The organism is Inhella crocodyli (genome assembly GCF_004004565.1).
Classification (GTDB): domain Bacteria; phylum Pseudomonadota; class Gammaproteobacteria; order Burkholderiales; family Burkholderiaceae_C; genus Inhella; species Inhella crocodyli.
Genome location: NZ_SACM01000001.1, coordinates 994,475 through 1,008,475, shown reverse-complemented (window position 1 = coordinate 1,008,475; position 14,001 = coordinate 994,475). Strand labels below are relative to the sequence as shown.

Annotated in this window: 16 protein-coding genes and 2 tRNA genes; 11 read left to right on the top strand and 7 right to left on the bottom strand. The window is 64.3% G+C overall.

Annotation, left to right across the window (positions count from 1 at the left end; all coding sequences use genetic code 11):
• Positions 1–34: 34 nt before the first annotated feature.
• The 3 genes from EOD73_RS04655 to greB all read left to right on the top strand — a co-directional run bounded on the left by EOD73_RS04655 (position 35) and on the right by greB (position 856).
• Positions 35–111: transfer RNA gene (locus EOD73_RS04655), tRNA-Arg, on the top strand.
• Between the two features lie 40 nt (positions 112–151).
• Positions 152–228 (top strand) — tRNA-Arg (locus EOD73_RS04650).
• Between the two features lie 64 nt (positions 229–292).
• Positions 293–856, top strand: coding sequence for a transcription elongation factor GreB (gene greB / locus EOD73_RS04645; protein WP_127681316.1), 564 nt, complete (start codon positions 293–295; stop codon positions 854–856).
• An 11-nt stretch (positions 857–867) separates the two neighbouring features.
• Here the strand turns inward: greB and EOD73_RS04640 are convergent, their stop codons facing one another.
• The 4 genes from EOD73_RS04640 to EOD73_RS04625 form a co-directional block, all read right to left on the bottom strand.
• Positions 868–3,096 (bottom strand): RelA/SpoT family protein, encoded by a 2,229-nt coding sequence (locus EOD73_RS04640; protein WP_127681314.1) that lies wholly within the window; start codon positions 3,094–3,096, stop codon positions 868–870.
• Positions 3,097–3,163: 67 nt separating this feature from the next.
• Positions 3,164–3,367, bottom strand: a complete 204-nt coding sequence (gene rpoZ, locus EOD73_RS04635) for a DNA-directed RNA polymerase subunit omega (protein WP_127681312.1) — start codon at positions 3,365–3,367, stop codon at positions 3,164–3,166.
• A 20-nt stretch (positions 3,368–3,387) separates the two neighbouring features.
• A complete protein-coding gene (gene gmk, locus EOD73_RS04630; RefSeq protein WP_127681310.1) occupies positions 3,388–4,008 on the bottom strand; it encodes a guanylate kinase in 621 nt (206 codons plus the stop codon).
• Positions 4,009–4,016: 8 nt separating this feature from the next.
• Positions 4,017–4,916: a YicC/YloC family endoribonuclease gene (locus EOD73_RS04625; RefSeq protein WP_205702407.1), complete on the bottom strand. Its 900-nt coding sequence runs from the start codon at positions 4,914–4,916 to the stop codon at positions 4,017–4,019.
• A gap of 38 nt (positions 4,917–4,954) precedes the next feature.
• Here EOD73_RS04625 and EOD73_RS04620 point away from each other — a divergent pair, with 38 nt between their 5' ends.
• From EOD73_RS04620 to hemW, 5 genes are read left to right on the top strand one after another with little or no spacing between them, the layout of a single operon-like run.
• Positions 4,955–5,923, top strand: a complete 969-nt coding sequence (locus EOD73_RS04620) for a serine/threonine protein kinase (RefSeq protein ID WP_127681308.1) — start codon at positions 4,955–4,957, stop codon at positions 5,921–5,923.
• On the top strand, positions 5,920–6,831 hold the full coding sequence (locus EOD73_RS04615; protein WP_127681306.1) for a PP2C family protein-serine/threonine phosphatase: 912 nt from the start codon (positions 5,920–5,922) through the stop codon (positions 6,829–6,831). The genes EOD73_RS04620 and EOD73_RS04615 overlap by 4 nt, the downstream gene beginning before the upstream one ends.
• Before the next feature lie 22 nt (positions 6,832–6,853).
• On the top strand, positions 6,854–7,570 hold the full coding sequence (gene rph, locus EOD73_RS04610; RefSeq protein WP_164845984.1) for a ribonuclease PH: 717 nt from the start codon (positions 6,854–6,856) through the stop codon (positions 7,568–7,570).
• Positions 7,567–8,178 (top strand): RdgB/HAM1 family non-canonical purine NTP pyrophosphatase, encoded by a 612-nt coding sequence (rdgB, locus tag EOD73_RS04605; protein ID WP_127681302.1) that lies wholly within the window; start codon positions 7,567–7,569, stop codon positions 8,176–8,178. The genes rph and rdgB overlap by 4 nt, the downstream gene beginning before the upstream one ends.
• 26 nt (positions 8,179–8,204) lie before the next feature.
• Positions 8,205–9,389 carry a radical SAM family heme chaperone HemW gene (gene hemW / locus EOD73_RS04600; protein WP_127682414.1) on the top strand — a complete coding sequence of 395 codons (1,185 nt, stop codon included), beginning with the start codon at positions 8,205–8,207 and terminating at the stop codon, positions 9,387–9,389.
• Positions 9,390–9,398: 9 nt separating this feature from the next.
• Here the strand turns inward: hemW and EOD73_RS04595 are convergent, their stop codons facing one another.
• From EOD73_RS04595 to EOD73_RS04585, 3 genes are read right to left on the bottom strand one after another with little or no spacing between them, the layout of a single operon-like run.
• Positions 9,399–10,478, bottom strand: coding sequence for a protein-glutamate methylesterase/protein-glutamine glutaminase (locus EOD73_RS04595; protein ID WP_127681300.1), 1,080 nt, complete (start codon positions 10,476–10,478; stop codon positions 9,399–9,401).
• Positions 10,479–10,490: 12 nt separating this feature from the next.
• Complete coding sequence (gene cheD / locus EOD73_RS04590) at positions 10,491–11,123, bottom strand: chemoreceptor glutamine deamidase CheD (protein WP_240660638.1); 633 nt, start codon at positions 11,121–11,123, stop codon at positions 10,491–10,493.
• Between the two features lie 46 nt (positions 11,124–11,169).
• Entirely contained in the window at positions 11,170–11,997 is an 828-nt protein-coding gene (locus EOD73_RS04585; RefSeq protein WP_127681296.1) for a CheR family methyltransferase, read from the bottom strand.
• 144 nt (positions 11,998–12,141) lie between these two features.
• Here EOD73_RS04585 and EOD73_RS04580 point away from each other — a divergent pair, with 144 nt between their 5' ends.
• Genes EOD73_RS04580 through EOD73_RS04570 form a run of 3 tightly spaced genes read left to right on the top strand, consistent with a single transcriptional unit; the run spans position 12,142 to position 14,001 of the window.
• Positions 12,142–12,861, top strand: a complete 720-nt coding sequence (locus EOD73_RS04580; protein WP_127681294.1) for a GGDEF domain-containing protein — start codon at positions 12,142–12,144, stop codon at positions 12,859–12,861.
• The gene (locus EOD73_RS04575; RefSeq protein WP_127681292.1) at positions 12,858–13,610 is read left to right on the top strand and encodes a MinD/ParA family protein; all 753 of its coding nucleotides are present in this window, start codon (positions 12,858–12,860) and stop codon (positions 13,608–13,610) included. Before EOD73_RS04580 ends, EOD73_RS04575 begins: the two co-directional genes overlap by 4 nt.
• Positions 13,603–14,001 (top strand): group II truncated hemoglobin, encoded by a 399-nt coding sequence (locus EOD73_RS04570; protein WP_375137425.1) that lies wholly within the window; start codon positions 13,603–13,605, stop codon positions 13,999–14,001. The genes EOD73_RS04575 and EOD73_RS04570 overlap by 8 nt, the downstream gene beginning before the upstream one ends.

Here is a 14,001-nt window from a genome sequence, read left to right as displayed (position 1 = left end):
GGAATGCCTGTGCTATACTTTTCGTCTTTGCTGCGCGGCTGTAGCTCAGTTGGATAGAGTACTTGGCTACGAACCAAGGGGTCGTGGGTTCGAATCCTGCCAGCCGCGCCACTGCAAGGAAATTTGCTGCTCCTGCCATGCGGGAGTCGCTGCGGCTGTAGCTCAGTTGGATAGAGTACTTGGCTACGAACCAAGGGGTCGTGGGTTCGAATCCTGCCAGCCGCGCCAACATTCAAACAGGCCCGTCGCGCAAGCGACGGGCCTGTTGTCCTTTGGGAGCTGCTGGCGAGCCATGAGCAAGGCATTCACTCGCGAGCCGGATGCGGCGGACGACGACGAGGACGCTGCAACAGGGGGTTTGGTCATCCCGGCGGGCGCCAAAAACTACATGACCCCGCAAGGCCATGCCGCTTTGCGATCCGAACTGATGCAACTCTTGGACGTTGAGCGCCCCAAGGTGGTGGAGGTCGTCCACTGGGCAGCGAGCAACGGCGATCGCAGTGAGAACGGCGACTACCTTTACGGCAAGAAGCGACTTCGGGAAATCGACCGCCGCATTCGCTTCTTGACCAAGCGCTTGTCCGTGGCCGAGGTGGTCGACCCCAGCCTGCACGAGGGCGGCGACCAGGTGTTCTTCGGTGCCACGGTCACCTACGCGAATCAAGATGGTGACGAGCGGACCATCACCATCAAAGGGGTCGACGAAGCCGATGCCTTGGCCGGGGAGGTGAGTTGGGTCTCCCCGGTGGCGCGAGCACTGCTCAAGTCGCGCGTTGGTGATGAGGTGGTCTTGCGGGCCCCGGGCGGTGACACGGTGCTGGAGGTGGTGGAGGTGCGCTACCCCCGAAGCGCTTGATCAGGACTTGATCAGGGCTTGATGCGCCAAACGCGCATGACGGATGGCGAGCGTTTCAGCAGGCGGAGCACGTCGGCAAGGTGGTGGCGGTCACGCACCGCGATGACCAGGCGCATCTCGGCCGTTTCTTCGGCCACGTCCTGGTCTTTGTCCATCGCCACGTGGCGGATGTCCGCTTCGGCTTGGCTCACCGAAGCAGCCACCTGCGCGAGCACGCCCTTGCCATTGCGCAGCAAGAGTCCGATGCCCGCTTCAAAGCTGCCTTGCAGCTCGTCGGCCCAGGCCACGCCGATCCAGTGGTCGCTGTCTCGCTGCAGCAAGCGCTTGCCGGTCTGGCATTCGGCGGTGTGCACGAGCAGCCCCTCGCCCCGGCCCAGGTAGCCTCGAATCTCGTCACCAGGGATCGGGTGGCAGCAACGTGCATAGCGAACCGAAGCGCCCTCGCTGCCGTCCAGCAGGACCAGGCCCTGCGACACCGTGTCGTCGGTGCTGAATCGGCCCATCGTCAGCAACACGGCGTCGGGCTTGGTGCCGGCGTCGTTGAGCATCCGTGCCAATTGCTTGGCCACCATGCCGGCGATCTTGCGACCGATGCCGACTTCGCCCAAGAGCTCGTCGGCATTGCGCGCCCCCGACCATTTGGCCAAGTCGCGCCACAGCACCTCGTTCGCCATGTCGGGCAGGGCCAGGCCCTCCGCCCGAAGGGCCTGAGCCAGCATCTTGCGACCCAGGTCGCGGGCCTCGTCGCTGGCCAGCGTCTTCAAGTGGTGGCGAATCTTGCTGCGCGCCCGCCCCGTACGAACGAAGGCCAGCCAGGCAGGATTGGGTCGGGCCTGGGGTGCGGTGACGATCTCCACCACGTCACCGCTCTTCAGCGGCGTTCTCAGCGGCACCATTTCGCCGTTCACTTGGGCGGCCACGCAGCGGTCGCCGATGTCGGAGTGGATGGCGTAGGCAAAGTCCACCGGCGTGGCGCCCTTGGGCAAGGCCAAGATGCGCGACCGCGGTGTGAGCACATAGACCGCATCGGGGAACAACTCCACCCGAACGTGTTCGAGGAACTCGCCCGCATCGCGCGTCTCGCTTTGGATGTCCAGCAGAGACTGCAGCAACTTGCTGCCCAGGGCTTGCGGCTCATCGCCCTTGACCTTGTAGAGCCAATGGGCGGCCACCCCTTGCTCGGCCACCCGGTGCATGGCCTCGGTGCGAATCTGGAACTCGACAGCCGTTCCCAGCGGGCTCACCAGCGTGGTGTGCAGGGATTGGTAGCCATTGGGCTTGGGGATGGCGATGTAGTCCTTGAAACGGCCGGGTTGGGGCTTGTACAGCTGGTGGAGGACGCCAAGGGACAGGTAGCACTGTGGCAACTCATCAACCACGATGCGGAAGCCAAAGATGTCGCTCACCTGCGCGAAGCTCAGGTGCTTCTCCCGCATCTTTTTGTAGATCGAATACAGCGTCTTCTCTCGGCCACTGATCTGAACGGGCAAGCTGGCTTCGTTGAACGCGCGCTGCACATCGGTTTCGATGCGCTGCACCAAGTCGCGGCGGTTGCCCCGTGCGCGTTCAATGGCTTTCGACAGCGCGGCGTGCCGCCATGGGTTCTGGTAGCGGAACGAAAGCTCTTGCAGCTCGCGGTAGGTCTGGTTCAGTCCCAGGCGGTGGGCGATGGGAGCGTAGATGTCCAGCGTTTCTCCGGCGATGCGGCGCTGCTTGTTCGGCGCCATGCCCTCCATCGTCCGCATGTTGTGCAAGCGGTCGGCCAACTTGATCAGGATGACCCGCACGTCGCGCGCCATGGCCAAAAGCATCTTGCGAAAACTCTCGGCCTGAGATTCCTCTTTGGTCGAGAACTGCAGCTTGTCCAGTTTGGTCAAGCCGTCGACCAACTCGGCGGTCGGCGCTTCAAAGCGCTCCACCAACTCGGATTTGGTGACGCCGCAGTCCTCCATGGTGTCGTGCATCAACGCCGCCATGATGGCTTGGGCATCCAGCCGCCAACCGGCACAGATGTTGGCCACCGCCAGGGGGTGCGTGATGTAGGGCTGACCGCTGGCCCGGAACTGGCCCAAGTGGGCTTGGTCCGCAAAGCGGAAGGCCTCGAGGACACGCTTTACATCGCCCTTGCTCAGGTACTGCAAGGCCGGTGCCAACGCATCGAACGAGGCCGCATTGGCCGCCTCGACCGTTTTGGGTGGACGGACGCCCGGCCATTTGACGGCGGCAAGAGACTTCAGCATGCGCCGAATTTAGCGCAGCCAAAACAAAGGGCTCCCGAAGGAGCCCTGAATCGCTGGAGTGCTTGCCTTAGACAGGCACGCGGCGGAGCATTTCCAGCCCCACTTCGCCGGCGGCGATTTCGCGCAGGGCGGTGACGCCGGGCTTGTTCTTGCTGTCGATCTTGGCGCTGTGACCTTGGCTCAGCATGCGCGCACGGTAGGTGGCGGCCAGAACCAGTTGGAAGCGGTTGGGGATCTTTTCCAGGCAATCTTCAACGGTGATGCGGGCCATGGCGTGCTTCGTTCTAAGAGTCAGAGGAGGTTCAGGGCTTGAAACACCGTGCTTCGGTGCCGAACCTGAGCTGCGTATTTTAGACGAGCCGCGTGCACGATGGCCTTCAGGTCGAAGAGCGCCGTCTCGAACAGGGCGTTGATCACCACGTAGTCGAAGTGCTTGGCCTGCGCCACCTCGCTGCGCGCGTTGGCCATGCGGGCCTCGATGACGGCCGCTTCCGTGTCGCCCCGGCGCACCAGCCGTTGGCGCAATTCCTCCCAGCTGGGCGGCAGGATGAAGATCAGCACCGCCTGGGGGAACAGCTGCTTGACTTGCATGGCCCCTTGGTAATCGATCTCCAGCACGATGTCTTCGCCCTGGTCGATGCGCGACTGGATGGCGGCTTTGGAAGTGCCGTACAGGTTGCCATGCACTTCGGCCCACTCCAAGAAAGCGTCGTCCGCCACCATCTCCCGGAACTCGTCGGCATTGACGAACCAGTACTCGCGACCGTGTTGCTCTTGCCCGCGCGGCGCGCGCGAGGTGTGGGACACCGATACCGCCAGCTTGGCGTCCAACTCCAACAGGGCCTTCACAAGGCTGGACTTGCCAGTCCCGCTGGGGGCGGCGACGACGAACAGATTGCCTGGACTTTCCATGGGGGGACTCACTCGATGTTCTGAACTTGCTCGCGCATCTGCTCGATCGCCACCTTCATGTCCACGGCGATTTCGGTCAGTTCGAGGGCGGCCGACTTGCTGCCCAAGGTGTTGGCTTCGCGGTGCAGCTCCTGGATCAAGAAGTCCAGCCGCTTGCCCAACTCGCCGCCGCGGCGAAGCTGGCGCTCGATCTCGTCAAGGTGGGTGCGCAAGCGCGCCAGTTCTTCCGCCACGTCGAGGCGGATGGCTTGGCTGGTGGCTTCGGTCAGGGCACGTTCTTGGGCGGCCTCGGGGCTCACGTTGCCGCCCGCGCTGGTCAAAGCCTCTTGCCAGCGTTCCAGGAAGCGCTGCTGCTGCCGTGCGACGACGGCGGGAACCAAGGGCTCGGCGCGGTTCGCGAGCGCTCGCAACGCGGCAACCCGGTCCAGCAGGATGGCTGCGAGCCGTTCGCCCTCCCGGGCGCGGGCTTCGAGCAGTGCCTGCAGACCGGCTTCCACCAAAGCCATCCAGGCCTCGTCGCCGGCCGGCGCTTGCGCGCGCGCTTGCTTGCACCACCCCAAGGCCTCTTGCACGGATAAAGAGCGAGCCTCGGGGAGGGCCGCTTGCACCTGGTGTTGCATGGTGGCCAGGCGGGCCAGGGCGCTGGGCGAGATCTCTGGCCACTCGGCTTCGTCGCCGGCCTGCCACGCCAAACGCAACTCGACCTTGCCACGGCGCAAGTGGGCACTCACGCGCTCCCGCAGGCTGCCTTCGAGGTGCCTGCATTCCTCGGGCAGGCGAAGGCTCAGGTCCAGGAAGCGCCCGTTCACACTGCGCAGTTCGATCCCGAGTTGGGCGCCCCCGGCCCCCTGGTTTGCACCCGGTTGCCGCAACACGTTGGCATACCCGGTCATGCTGTAGACTGGCATAAATCTGTCTGGCTTTCAGAAAACAGGCAACGCCGATTATGTCAAAGCCGAAACCGGCTCCGTTGCCCGCCGGCACCGTGGTGGGCGGCTACCAGATCATCAAGAAACTCGCGGCCGGTGGCTTCGGGGTGGTGTATTTGGCGGAAGACCCTGAGCACCACTTGGTGGCCATCAAGGAGTATCTGCCGTCGTCGTTGGCCGAGCGCTCGCCGGGCGAGTTGGTGCCGCGCATCAAGCCCGACAAGCTGCCGCTGTACCGCCTCGGGTTGCGTAGCTTTTTCGAAGAAGGGCGCTCTTTGGCCCAAATTTCGCACGCGAGCGTCGTCTCGGTGCTGAATTTTCTTCGAGAGAACGAAACCGTTTACATGGTGATGAATTACCTGCAGGGCGATACCTTGCAGGATTTCATCGTGACGGCGCGCGATTTGAAACGCGACAAGGTGTTTCGCGAATCCACGATTCGTTCGCTGTTCGACGAGATTTTGAAGGGCTTGCGCATCGTGCATCAGCACAAGATGCTGCACTTGGACATCAAGCCCGCCAATATCTTCATCACCAACGACAACCGTGCCGTGATGCTGGACTTCGGGGCGGCGCGTGAAGTGCTGTCCAAAGAGGGCAACTTCATTCGTCCGATGTACACGCCGGGCTTCGCAGCGCCGGAGATGTACCGCCGGGACGGTTCGCTGGGCCCCTGGACGGACATCTACGCGATCGGCGCTTGCATCTACGCGTGCATGCAGGGCTATCCGCCCAACGACGCCCCCCAGCGGCAAGAGAAGGACCGCCTCAGCCTCAGCCTGTCGCGCCTGCGCAATGTGTACTCGGACAACCTTATCGAGGTGGCGGAGTGGTGCATGTCCCTCGACCCTTTGGCGCGGCCGCAATCCGTGTTCGCGCTGCAGAAGGAGTTGGCGCGCGAAACCGAGCGGCGCTACACGAAGCTCAGCTTCAGTGAGCGCCTCAAGATGCAGTTGGAGAACCTCAAGACCGGGGCCAAGGCATGAAGTTTGGGATCTTCCAGGTCAGTCGCAAAGGCGGCCGCGAGAAGAACGAAGACCGCATGGGCTACTGCTACACGCGCGACGCGGTGCTCTTTGCGCTGGCCGATGGCATGGGCGGTCACCCTGAGGGCGAAATGGCCGCCCAGATTGCCTTGCAAACCCTGGCCTCGTTGTTCCAGGTTTCGGCCAAACCCCGAATCGCAGACCCGCTGGTGTTCCTTCGGGAAGGGGTGATGGCGGCGCACCATCAACTGCTGGCCTACGCCAAAGAGCGCAACCTTTCCGACACGCCCCGCACCACCGTCGTGGCCTGCATCGTGCAAAGCGGCGCCGCGTATTGGGTTCACTGCGGGGACTCGCGCCTGTACCTTGTGCGTGAGGGGGCCTTGTTCGCCCGAACGCGAGACCATTCGTACTCAGAGTTGCAAGAGGCGCTGGGCAAGGCCGTGGAAGGCAAGGTGAACCGCAATGTGTTGTTCACCTGCCTGGGCAGCCCAGGTCGGCCCATGATCGACACGCAAGGACCGATCGCCTTGCAAATCCGAGATCGGATCTTGTTGTGTTCCGACGGGCTGTGGGGGGTCTTGGACGATGGCTTCATCACCACGCAACTCACCGGTCGCCCGTTGCCGGACACCGTGCCCGATTTGGTGGAGTCGGCGCTGCGGGCCGGCGGCCCCAAGTCGGACAACGTGACCGTCTTGGCGCTGGAGTGGGAGGGCGAGGACGACCCGGTGGAGTCGGTCGAACACCTGTCGACCCGGAGCCTGCACGAGTCGGCCTTCGCGACCACCATCCAACAGCAGATGCTGGAGCAGATGGAGCGTCGCGAGGCCTTGGACGACGCCGAAATCGAGCGGGCCGTCGAAGAGATCAACGAGACGATTCGTCGCGCTCAAAAGAAGGGTTGAGATGTCAGATTTGCAGCAGGCGCTGCGTGCCGATGGCCGCCGTGCCGATCAGTTGCGCCCCATTCGCCTCATTCGTAAATACACGCGCCATGCGGAAGGTTCGGTGCTTGTTTGTTTCGGAGACACACAGGTGTTGTGCACCGCTTCGGTGGAAGAGCGGGTGCCACCGCACCGCCGGGGTTCGGGGGGCGGTTGGGTCACGGCCGAGTACGGCATGTTGCCGCGCGCCACCCACACCCGCAGCGACCGCGAGGCCGCCAAGGGCAAGCAAAGCGGTCGGACTCAGGAGATCCAACGCTTGATCGGTCGATCTTTGCGTGCGGTGTTTGACTTGGAGGCCTTGGGAGAGCGCACCATCAGCCTGGACTGCGATGTGCTGCAGGCGGATGGCGGAACGCGCACCGCGGCCATCACCGGGGCTTACGTCGCGGCGCACGACGCATGCTCCTGGCTGCAAGCCAAGGGACTGCTCAAGGCCTGGCCCTTGCGGGATGCGGTGGCGGCCGTGTCGGTGGGCATCGTGGGGGGCTTTCCGATGCTGGATCTGGCCTACACCGAAGACTCCAGCTGCGACACCGACATGAACGTCGTGATGACCGGCCGCGGTGGGTTTGTGGAAGTGCAAGGAACGGCCGAAGGGGATCCCTTCGCCCGCGAGCAACTGAATGGCTTGCTGGACCTGGCCAGCAAGGGCGTGAGTGAGTTGGTTGCGCTGCAAGGGCAGGCGCTGGCGGCATGACGCGACGTTTGGTCTTGGCCTCCAACAACGCCAAGAAGTTGGTGGAGTTGCAGGACTTGTTGCAGCCATTGGGCATCGCGTTGATTCCCCAAGGCACCCTCGACATTCCGGAAGCCGAAGAGCCGCACCTCACCTTCGTTGAAAACGCCTTGGCCAAAGCCCGCCACGCCGCCCAGGTCTCGGGCTTGCCCGCCTTGGCCGACGACTCGGGGTTGAGCGTCGATGCCTTGGGCGGACTGCCGGGCGTGCGCAGTGCTCGGTTTGCGCGAGATGCCGGTGCCGGGCAAGGGGACGCTGCCAACAACGCCGAGCTGTTGCGTCGCATGGCAGCGATCGAGAATCGCCACGCACGATTCGTGTGCGCCCTGGTGGCGGTTCGCAGCGCCAACGACCCGGAGCCGCTGGTGGCGCTGGGCCGTTGGCCTTTGGTGGTGTTGAAGGCGCCCCAAGGAGAGGGCGGTTTCGGCTACGACCCCATCGTGCAGCCGCTGGGCAGCGATCGAAGTGTGGCCGCTTGGAGCGCCCAAGAGAAGCAAGCGCACAGCCACCGTGCGCAGGCGATGTCGGTGTTGCTGTCGCAACTGCGGGGCACGTGGGGCTGGGATTGAACGGCTTGGACAAGGCCCGGCATTGGATGCGCCCGGGCACCTTGCAGTTGGCGGCCCTGCCGCCGCTCGCCGTGTACGTGCACCTGCCCTGGTGTTTGCGCAAGTGCCCGTACTGCGACTTCAACTCGCACGAAAGTGCGCAAGGGCTGAGCGACGAGCAGGCGCAGACCTACTTGGAAGCGCTGTGCAGCGACCTGGAGGCGGCCTTGCCGCTGGTGTGGGGCCGTCCTGTGGTGTCGGTGTTCATCGGCGGAGGCACGCCCAGCTTGTTCACGCCGCGGCACATCGCGCAGTTGCTGAGCGACCTGCGGGCTCGCGTGCCGCTCGAACCCGGCTGCGAGATCACCCTGGAAGCCAACCCCGGCACCTTTGAGATCGATCGGTTTCGCGGCTACCGTGAAGCGGGCGTGACCCGTCTCAGCGTTGGCGTGCAAAGCTTCAACGACGCCAAGCTGCACCGGCTGGGTCGTGTCCACGATGCGGCACAGGCGCGAGCCGCTGTGGAGGAGGCTCGGGCTGCTTTCGACACCTTCAACCTGGACCTGATGTACGCCTTGCCCGACCAGACCCTGGACGAGTTGGCCGCCGAGCTGGACGAGTTGGAGAGGCTGCAAGCGCCTCACGTGTCCCTGTACCACCTGACCTTGGAGCCCAACACCAGGTTCGCGGTGGAGCCCCCGAACGTGCCCGATGCCGACTTGGCCAGCGACATGCTGGATTTGATTGCGTCGCGCACCCGGGCTCAAGGGTGGGAGCGCTATGAAGTGTCGGCCCACGCGCGGCCAGGGCACCGATGCGTGCACAACACCAACTACTGGGAGTTCGGTGACTACCTCGGCATCGGGGCTGGGGCCCACAGCAAGATCAGCTTTCCGCATCGAATCCTGCGGCAAGTGCGCTGGCGCGAACCGCGCCGGTACCTCCAGGAGGCTCCGCTGGGTCAAGCGGTCAGCAACGAGCACGAAGTCGCTCGCGCCGATCTGCCGTTCGAGTTCGCCATGAACGCGTTGCGACTGTCGGCAGGGGTGCCTTTGACGCTGTTCACCGAGCGAACGGGCTTGCCCTTGTCGGCCTTGGCGCGTGCCCGCGAATTGGGCGTTGCACAAGGCTTGCTGGAGGACGACCCCGCGCGCCTGCAGCCCACGGCCCGCGGCTTCGATTTCTTGAACGACCTCCAGGCTTTGTTCTTGCCCTCCTCGCCAAGCCGCTGACGCAGTCCTTCAAACCCGCGTCATCGAGCCGCCCGAGGCCCGCAGCCGCTCCAGCAACTTTGGCGCAATGTCCTTGAGGGGCAGGACCTCGTGCGCGGCCCCCGCATTGATGGCTTCGCGGGGCATGCCGAAAACGACGCACGAGGCCTCGTCTTGCACGAGGTTGTAGCTGCCGGCGTCGCGCATCACCTTCATCGCGGCCGCCCCGTCGGCGCCCATGCCCGTGAGCATGATGCCCAGCGCGTTGGGTCCCACCACCCGGGCGGCCGACAAAAACAAGACCTCCACCGAAGGGCGGTGACGGTTCACGGGTTCGCCATCGACGACGCGAGCGATGTAGTTGGCGCCCGAGCGCTCCACGCTGAACTGCTTGCCCCCCGGCGCCAGGTACCCGTGGCCCGGCAAGATGCGCTCGCCATCGCGAGCCTCGGAGACCCGGATCTTGCACAGGCTGTCCAGTCGCTGGGCGTAGCTGGTCGTGAACCCAGGTGGCATGTGCTGGGTGATGCACACGGCCGGGCAATCGGCGGGCAGGTTGACGAGCACGTCTTTCGTGGCTTCCGTGCCGCCGGTGCTGGCCCCGATGAAGATGATCTTCTCGGTGGACAGTCGGCCCACATTGGCCACCGGAGCTGGCGCGACGGCTGCCGGCGCACCGGGCGCTGGTGCCGCCGCCACGCGGCGCACATGTGCCCGTGCGGCAATGCGAATCTTGTCGGTGATGTCCGATGCCAGTTGGCGGATGCCGTCGGCCACACCAATCTTGGGCTTGGCCACGAAGTCCACCGCGCCCAACTCCAAGGCCTTCAGCGTGACCTCCGCGCCACGTTCGGTCAACGTGCTGACCATCACCACCGGCATGGGCCGCAAACGCATCAGCCGCGACAAAAAGTCGATGCCGTCCATGCGGGGCATTTCGACGTCGAGGGTGATGACGTCGGGGTTCAGGTTGCGGATCATTTCGCGGGCCACCAGCGGATCGCTGGCGGCGCCGATGCATTCCATGTCCGGCTGCTTGTTGATGATCTCGGTGAGGATGGACCGAACCAGTGCCGAGTCGTCCACGACCACCACGCGCGTCTTCGCCATACCAAATGTCTCTCAGAACAGGTCGATCGAACCGCCGCTGGTTGCCACCGGGGCGACCTTCTGGACGGCCGTGCGGTCTTGGGCCAGCAGGGCGTCGTTGGCGGCTGCCAAGCGCTTGACCATGGCCTTGCCGCTCTTCGGCAAAAAGCACACCTTGCGCGGGTACACGTCCAGCACGTCTTTGCTCACGACCGGAATGCGCTCGGTCTTCAGGAAGTCGAGCACGAAGTTGGTGTTGCGCTCCCCCACGTTGATGCTGCTCATGCCGCTGATGACGGCGCCCCCGCCGAACACTTTGGCTTCCATGCGGCCCTTGTTGGCGCCACGCTTGAGCATCTCGTTGATCAAGAGTTCCATGGCGAACAGTCCGTAACGGCCCGACTCGCCGTTGCCTTCCGGCAGCATGAAGTGGTTCAAGCCGCCCACCATCGCCACCCGATCCCACAAGCACGCGGCGATGCACGAACCCAGGGTGGTTTGGATCAGGACGTCCTCGGTGTCCACGAAGTACTCACCCGGCAGCACCTTGACCGCCGCCGCCTTGAAGTGGGAGTCATAAAAGAAGAACGAGGCCTCGCCACTCTTGCGGGGCTGCGCCTTGAGGCGGTTCACCCAGGCGGTGGCCGCCGCGCCGCCGCCCAGCATGGTGCTGGCGGCGCTCGATGAAGGGAGGCTGCTCATGCTTGGGCTTTCAGACCTTCTCGTAAATCGTCTTGCCCCTTAGACGGAACAAGTCCTTGGCTTCGGTGAAGTTCTCCGAGTGCCCGACGAACAGCAGGGAATGCGGTGCCATCACCTTGTGAATGCGTTCCAGCACTTTGCGTTGGGTCGGGGCATCGAAGTAAATCATCACGTTGCGGCAGAACACCATGTGAAAGGGTTCGCCCAATTGCCACTGGGTGTGCATGAGGTTGACCACCCGGAAGTCGATGTTGCGCGTGAGTTCGGGTTTGAACCGAATCCGACCGGCATTGGCACCCGTTCCCCGCATGAAATAGTTCCGCAAACGCTGGGGGGAGAGCCCTCGGGCCTCGGCGTCGTACACCCCGCGGCGGGCGGTGGCCAAGACATTGGTGTCGATGTCGGAGCACACCAACTGCACGTTGTTCAGGTTGCCAATGGCTTCGTGGCAAGTGATGGCAAGCGAGTAAGGCTCTTCGCCCGTGGAGGCCGCGCAGCACCAGATGCGCAGTGGCTTGCTGCCCCAACCTTTGAGTTCATCGGCGAGGGCGTGGAAGTGGTGCTCCTCGCGAAAAAACGAGGTGAGGTTGGTCGTCAGGCAATTGACGAACTCTTGCCATTCCTTGTCGGCCTGGGGGCCGCTACTGCGCTCGAGGTCGTCCAGGTACTGCTGGAAGCTGCTGTGCCCGGTTTCACGGAGCCGGCGCGACAGGCGGCTGTACACCATGGCCTGCTTGCCCTCGTGCAAGCTGATGCCGGCGTGGCCATAGATCAGCTTGCGCACCCGTTCGAAGTCGCTCTTGGCGAAGGTGAATTCCTGATCGACAGAAGCGGCCATGGGATGAAACGGTCCGGACAGACGGCGAAATTGCTAACTGATTGTGGGAGCGCACTTGCACCCGACGCCCTAGTATCGACACGGGGGTCAGCGGCTGTAGCCCCCACTGCTAGACTGGATCGAACCCATAGCCTGCCCCAATTGATGGCCGACGCCTCTCGATCGCTGCCCGAACTGCGCCAGCTCCAGTTGGAGCCCGCCTTGCAGTTGCTGGAGCAAGCGGGTGCCCTGTTGCCCGATGCTGAGCCTTACAGCGTCTTGTGGTTGCAGGGGGTCATTGACGCCTTGGCCGACCTTTCCAACCGCGACCCCCTCACCGGGCTGGCCAACCGTCGCAGCTTCGAGATGGTCTTGGAGCGCGAAATCGACCGCGTGGCACGTGCGGGTGAGCCGGCGCTGTTGTTGGTCTTGGACATCGATCACTTCAAGCGCGTCAACGACACCCATGGTCATGCCAGCGGCGACGAGGTCATCAAAGCGGTCGCGGCGGCCATCGCCGGCGCGGTGCGGCCCATGGACACCGTGGCTCGCATTGGCGGGGAAGAGTTTGGCGTGGTGCTGCCGAATTGCCCCCCGAGTTTCGGGCCGACCGTGGCCGAACGCATCCGCGCGGAAGTCGAGGCCGCGTCGGTGGCCATTTCGCTGACCGAACGCTTGCGCGTGACCGTCAGCCTCGGGGGGGCCTTTGCGCCGCAGTGGGTGCGGTCCAGCCCCTTGCTCTGGGTGGAGCGCGCCGACCGGCAGCTTTACCGCGCCAAGGCGGAGGGACGCAACCGGGCTTGCTTCGAGCCCCAGACCGAATCGGTGGTCACCGCCGACGAGAAATCGATGCTCTTTGCCATCATTCCCCAGGAGGCGCCATGACCGCCCGCACGCTGGCCGTGACCAGTGGCAAGGGCGGGGTCGGCAAGACCTTCGTCACGGCCAATTTGGCGGCAGCCTTGGCGGCGCGCGGTCACCGCGTTTTGGTGCTGGATGCGGACCTCGGTCTGGCCAACCTGGACGTGGTGCTGAACCTCCATCCCAAGCTGACCTTGCACGATGTGTTCACGGAGAAGTGCACCTTGGAGCAGGCCATCCTGCCGGCGCCGGGGGGGTTCTCCGTGCTGCTGGCCGGCTCAGGCATGGTCGAGTACTCCCGCCTGACACCCGACGTGCGCGAGAAGTTGTTGGCCATCATCGAGCAGGTCAAGCCTCGCTTTGACTGGGTGCTGATCGACACCGGGGCTGGCATCTCTGACGTGGTGCTCTATGCCGTCAGCTTGGCGGCCGACGTGTTGGTGGTGGCCACGCCCGAACCCACCTCGCTCACCGACGCTTACGCCACGATCAAGGTGCTGGCCACGACCCAGCAGCGCAAGAGCGTGGGCTTGGTGTTGAACCAGGCCAACCGGCCCGGCGAGGGCAAGGTGGTGTGCGGTCAGTTGCAGGCGGTGCTGGCGCGCTTTGCGCCGGCCCAGGGCGCTTTCCGGCTGGATTTGTGGGGGGAGATCCCCAACGATCAGGCGGTGCGGCAAGCGGTGTTGAAGCGGCAGCTGTTGCTCGAACTGAATCCAGGCAGCAACGCGGCATTGGGCCTCAAGCACTTGGCCCAGACGATCGTCGGTGTCTGAGGCGGCGCCGATTTCGCCGTTCGAGGCCTTGGGAGGGGAAGGGGCCGTGCGCGGCCTTGTCGACGCCTTCTACGACCTGATGGATTTGGAGCCCCAGTACGCGCACCTGCGGGCCTTGCACCCCACCGATCTGGACGGGTCTCGCGACAAGCTGTTCTGGTTTCTTTGCGGGTGGCTGGGGGGCCCCGACCATTACATCGAGCGCTTCGGCCATCCTCGGCTGAGAGCGCGACACCTGCCGTTTCCGATCGGCATTCGCGAGCGCGACGACTGGCTGGCGTGCATGGGTGAAGCCATGGTGGCCGTCGCGGTGCCCGACCCCTTGCGGGTGCGATTGGCCGAGTCCTTCGCCGGCACGGCCGACTGGATGCGCAACCGAGCTGGGGCCTGA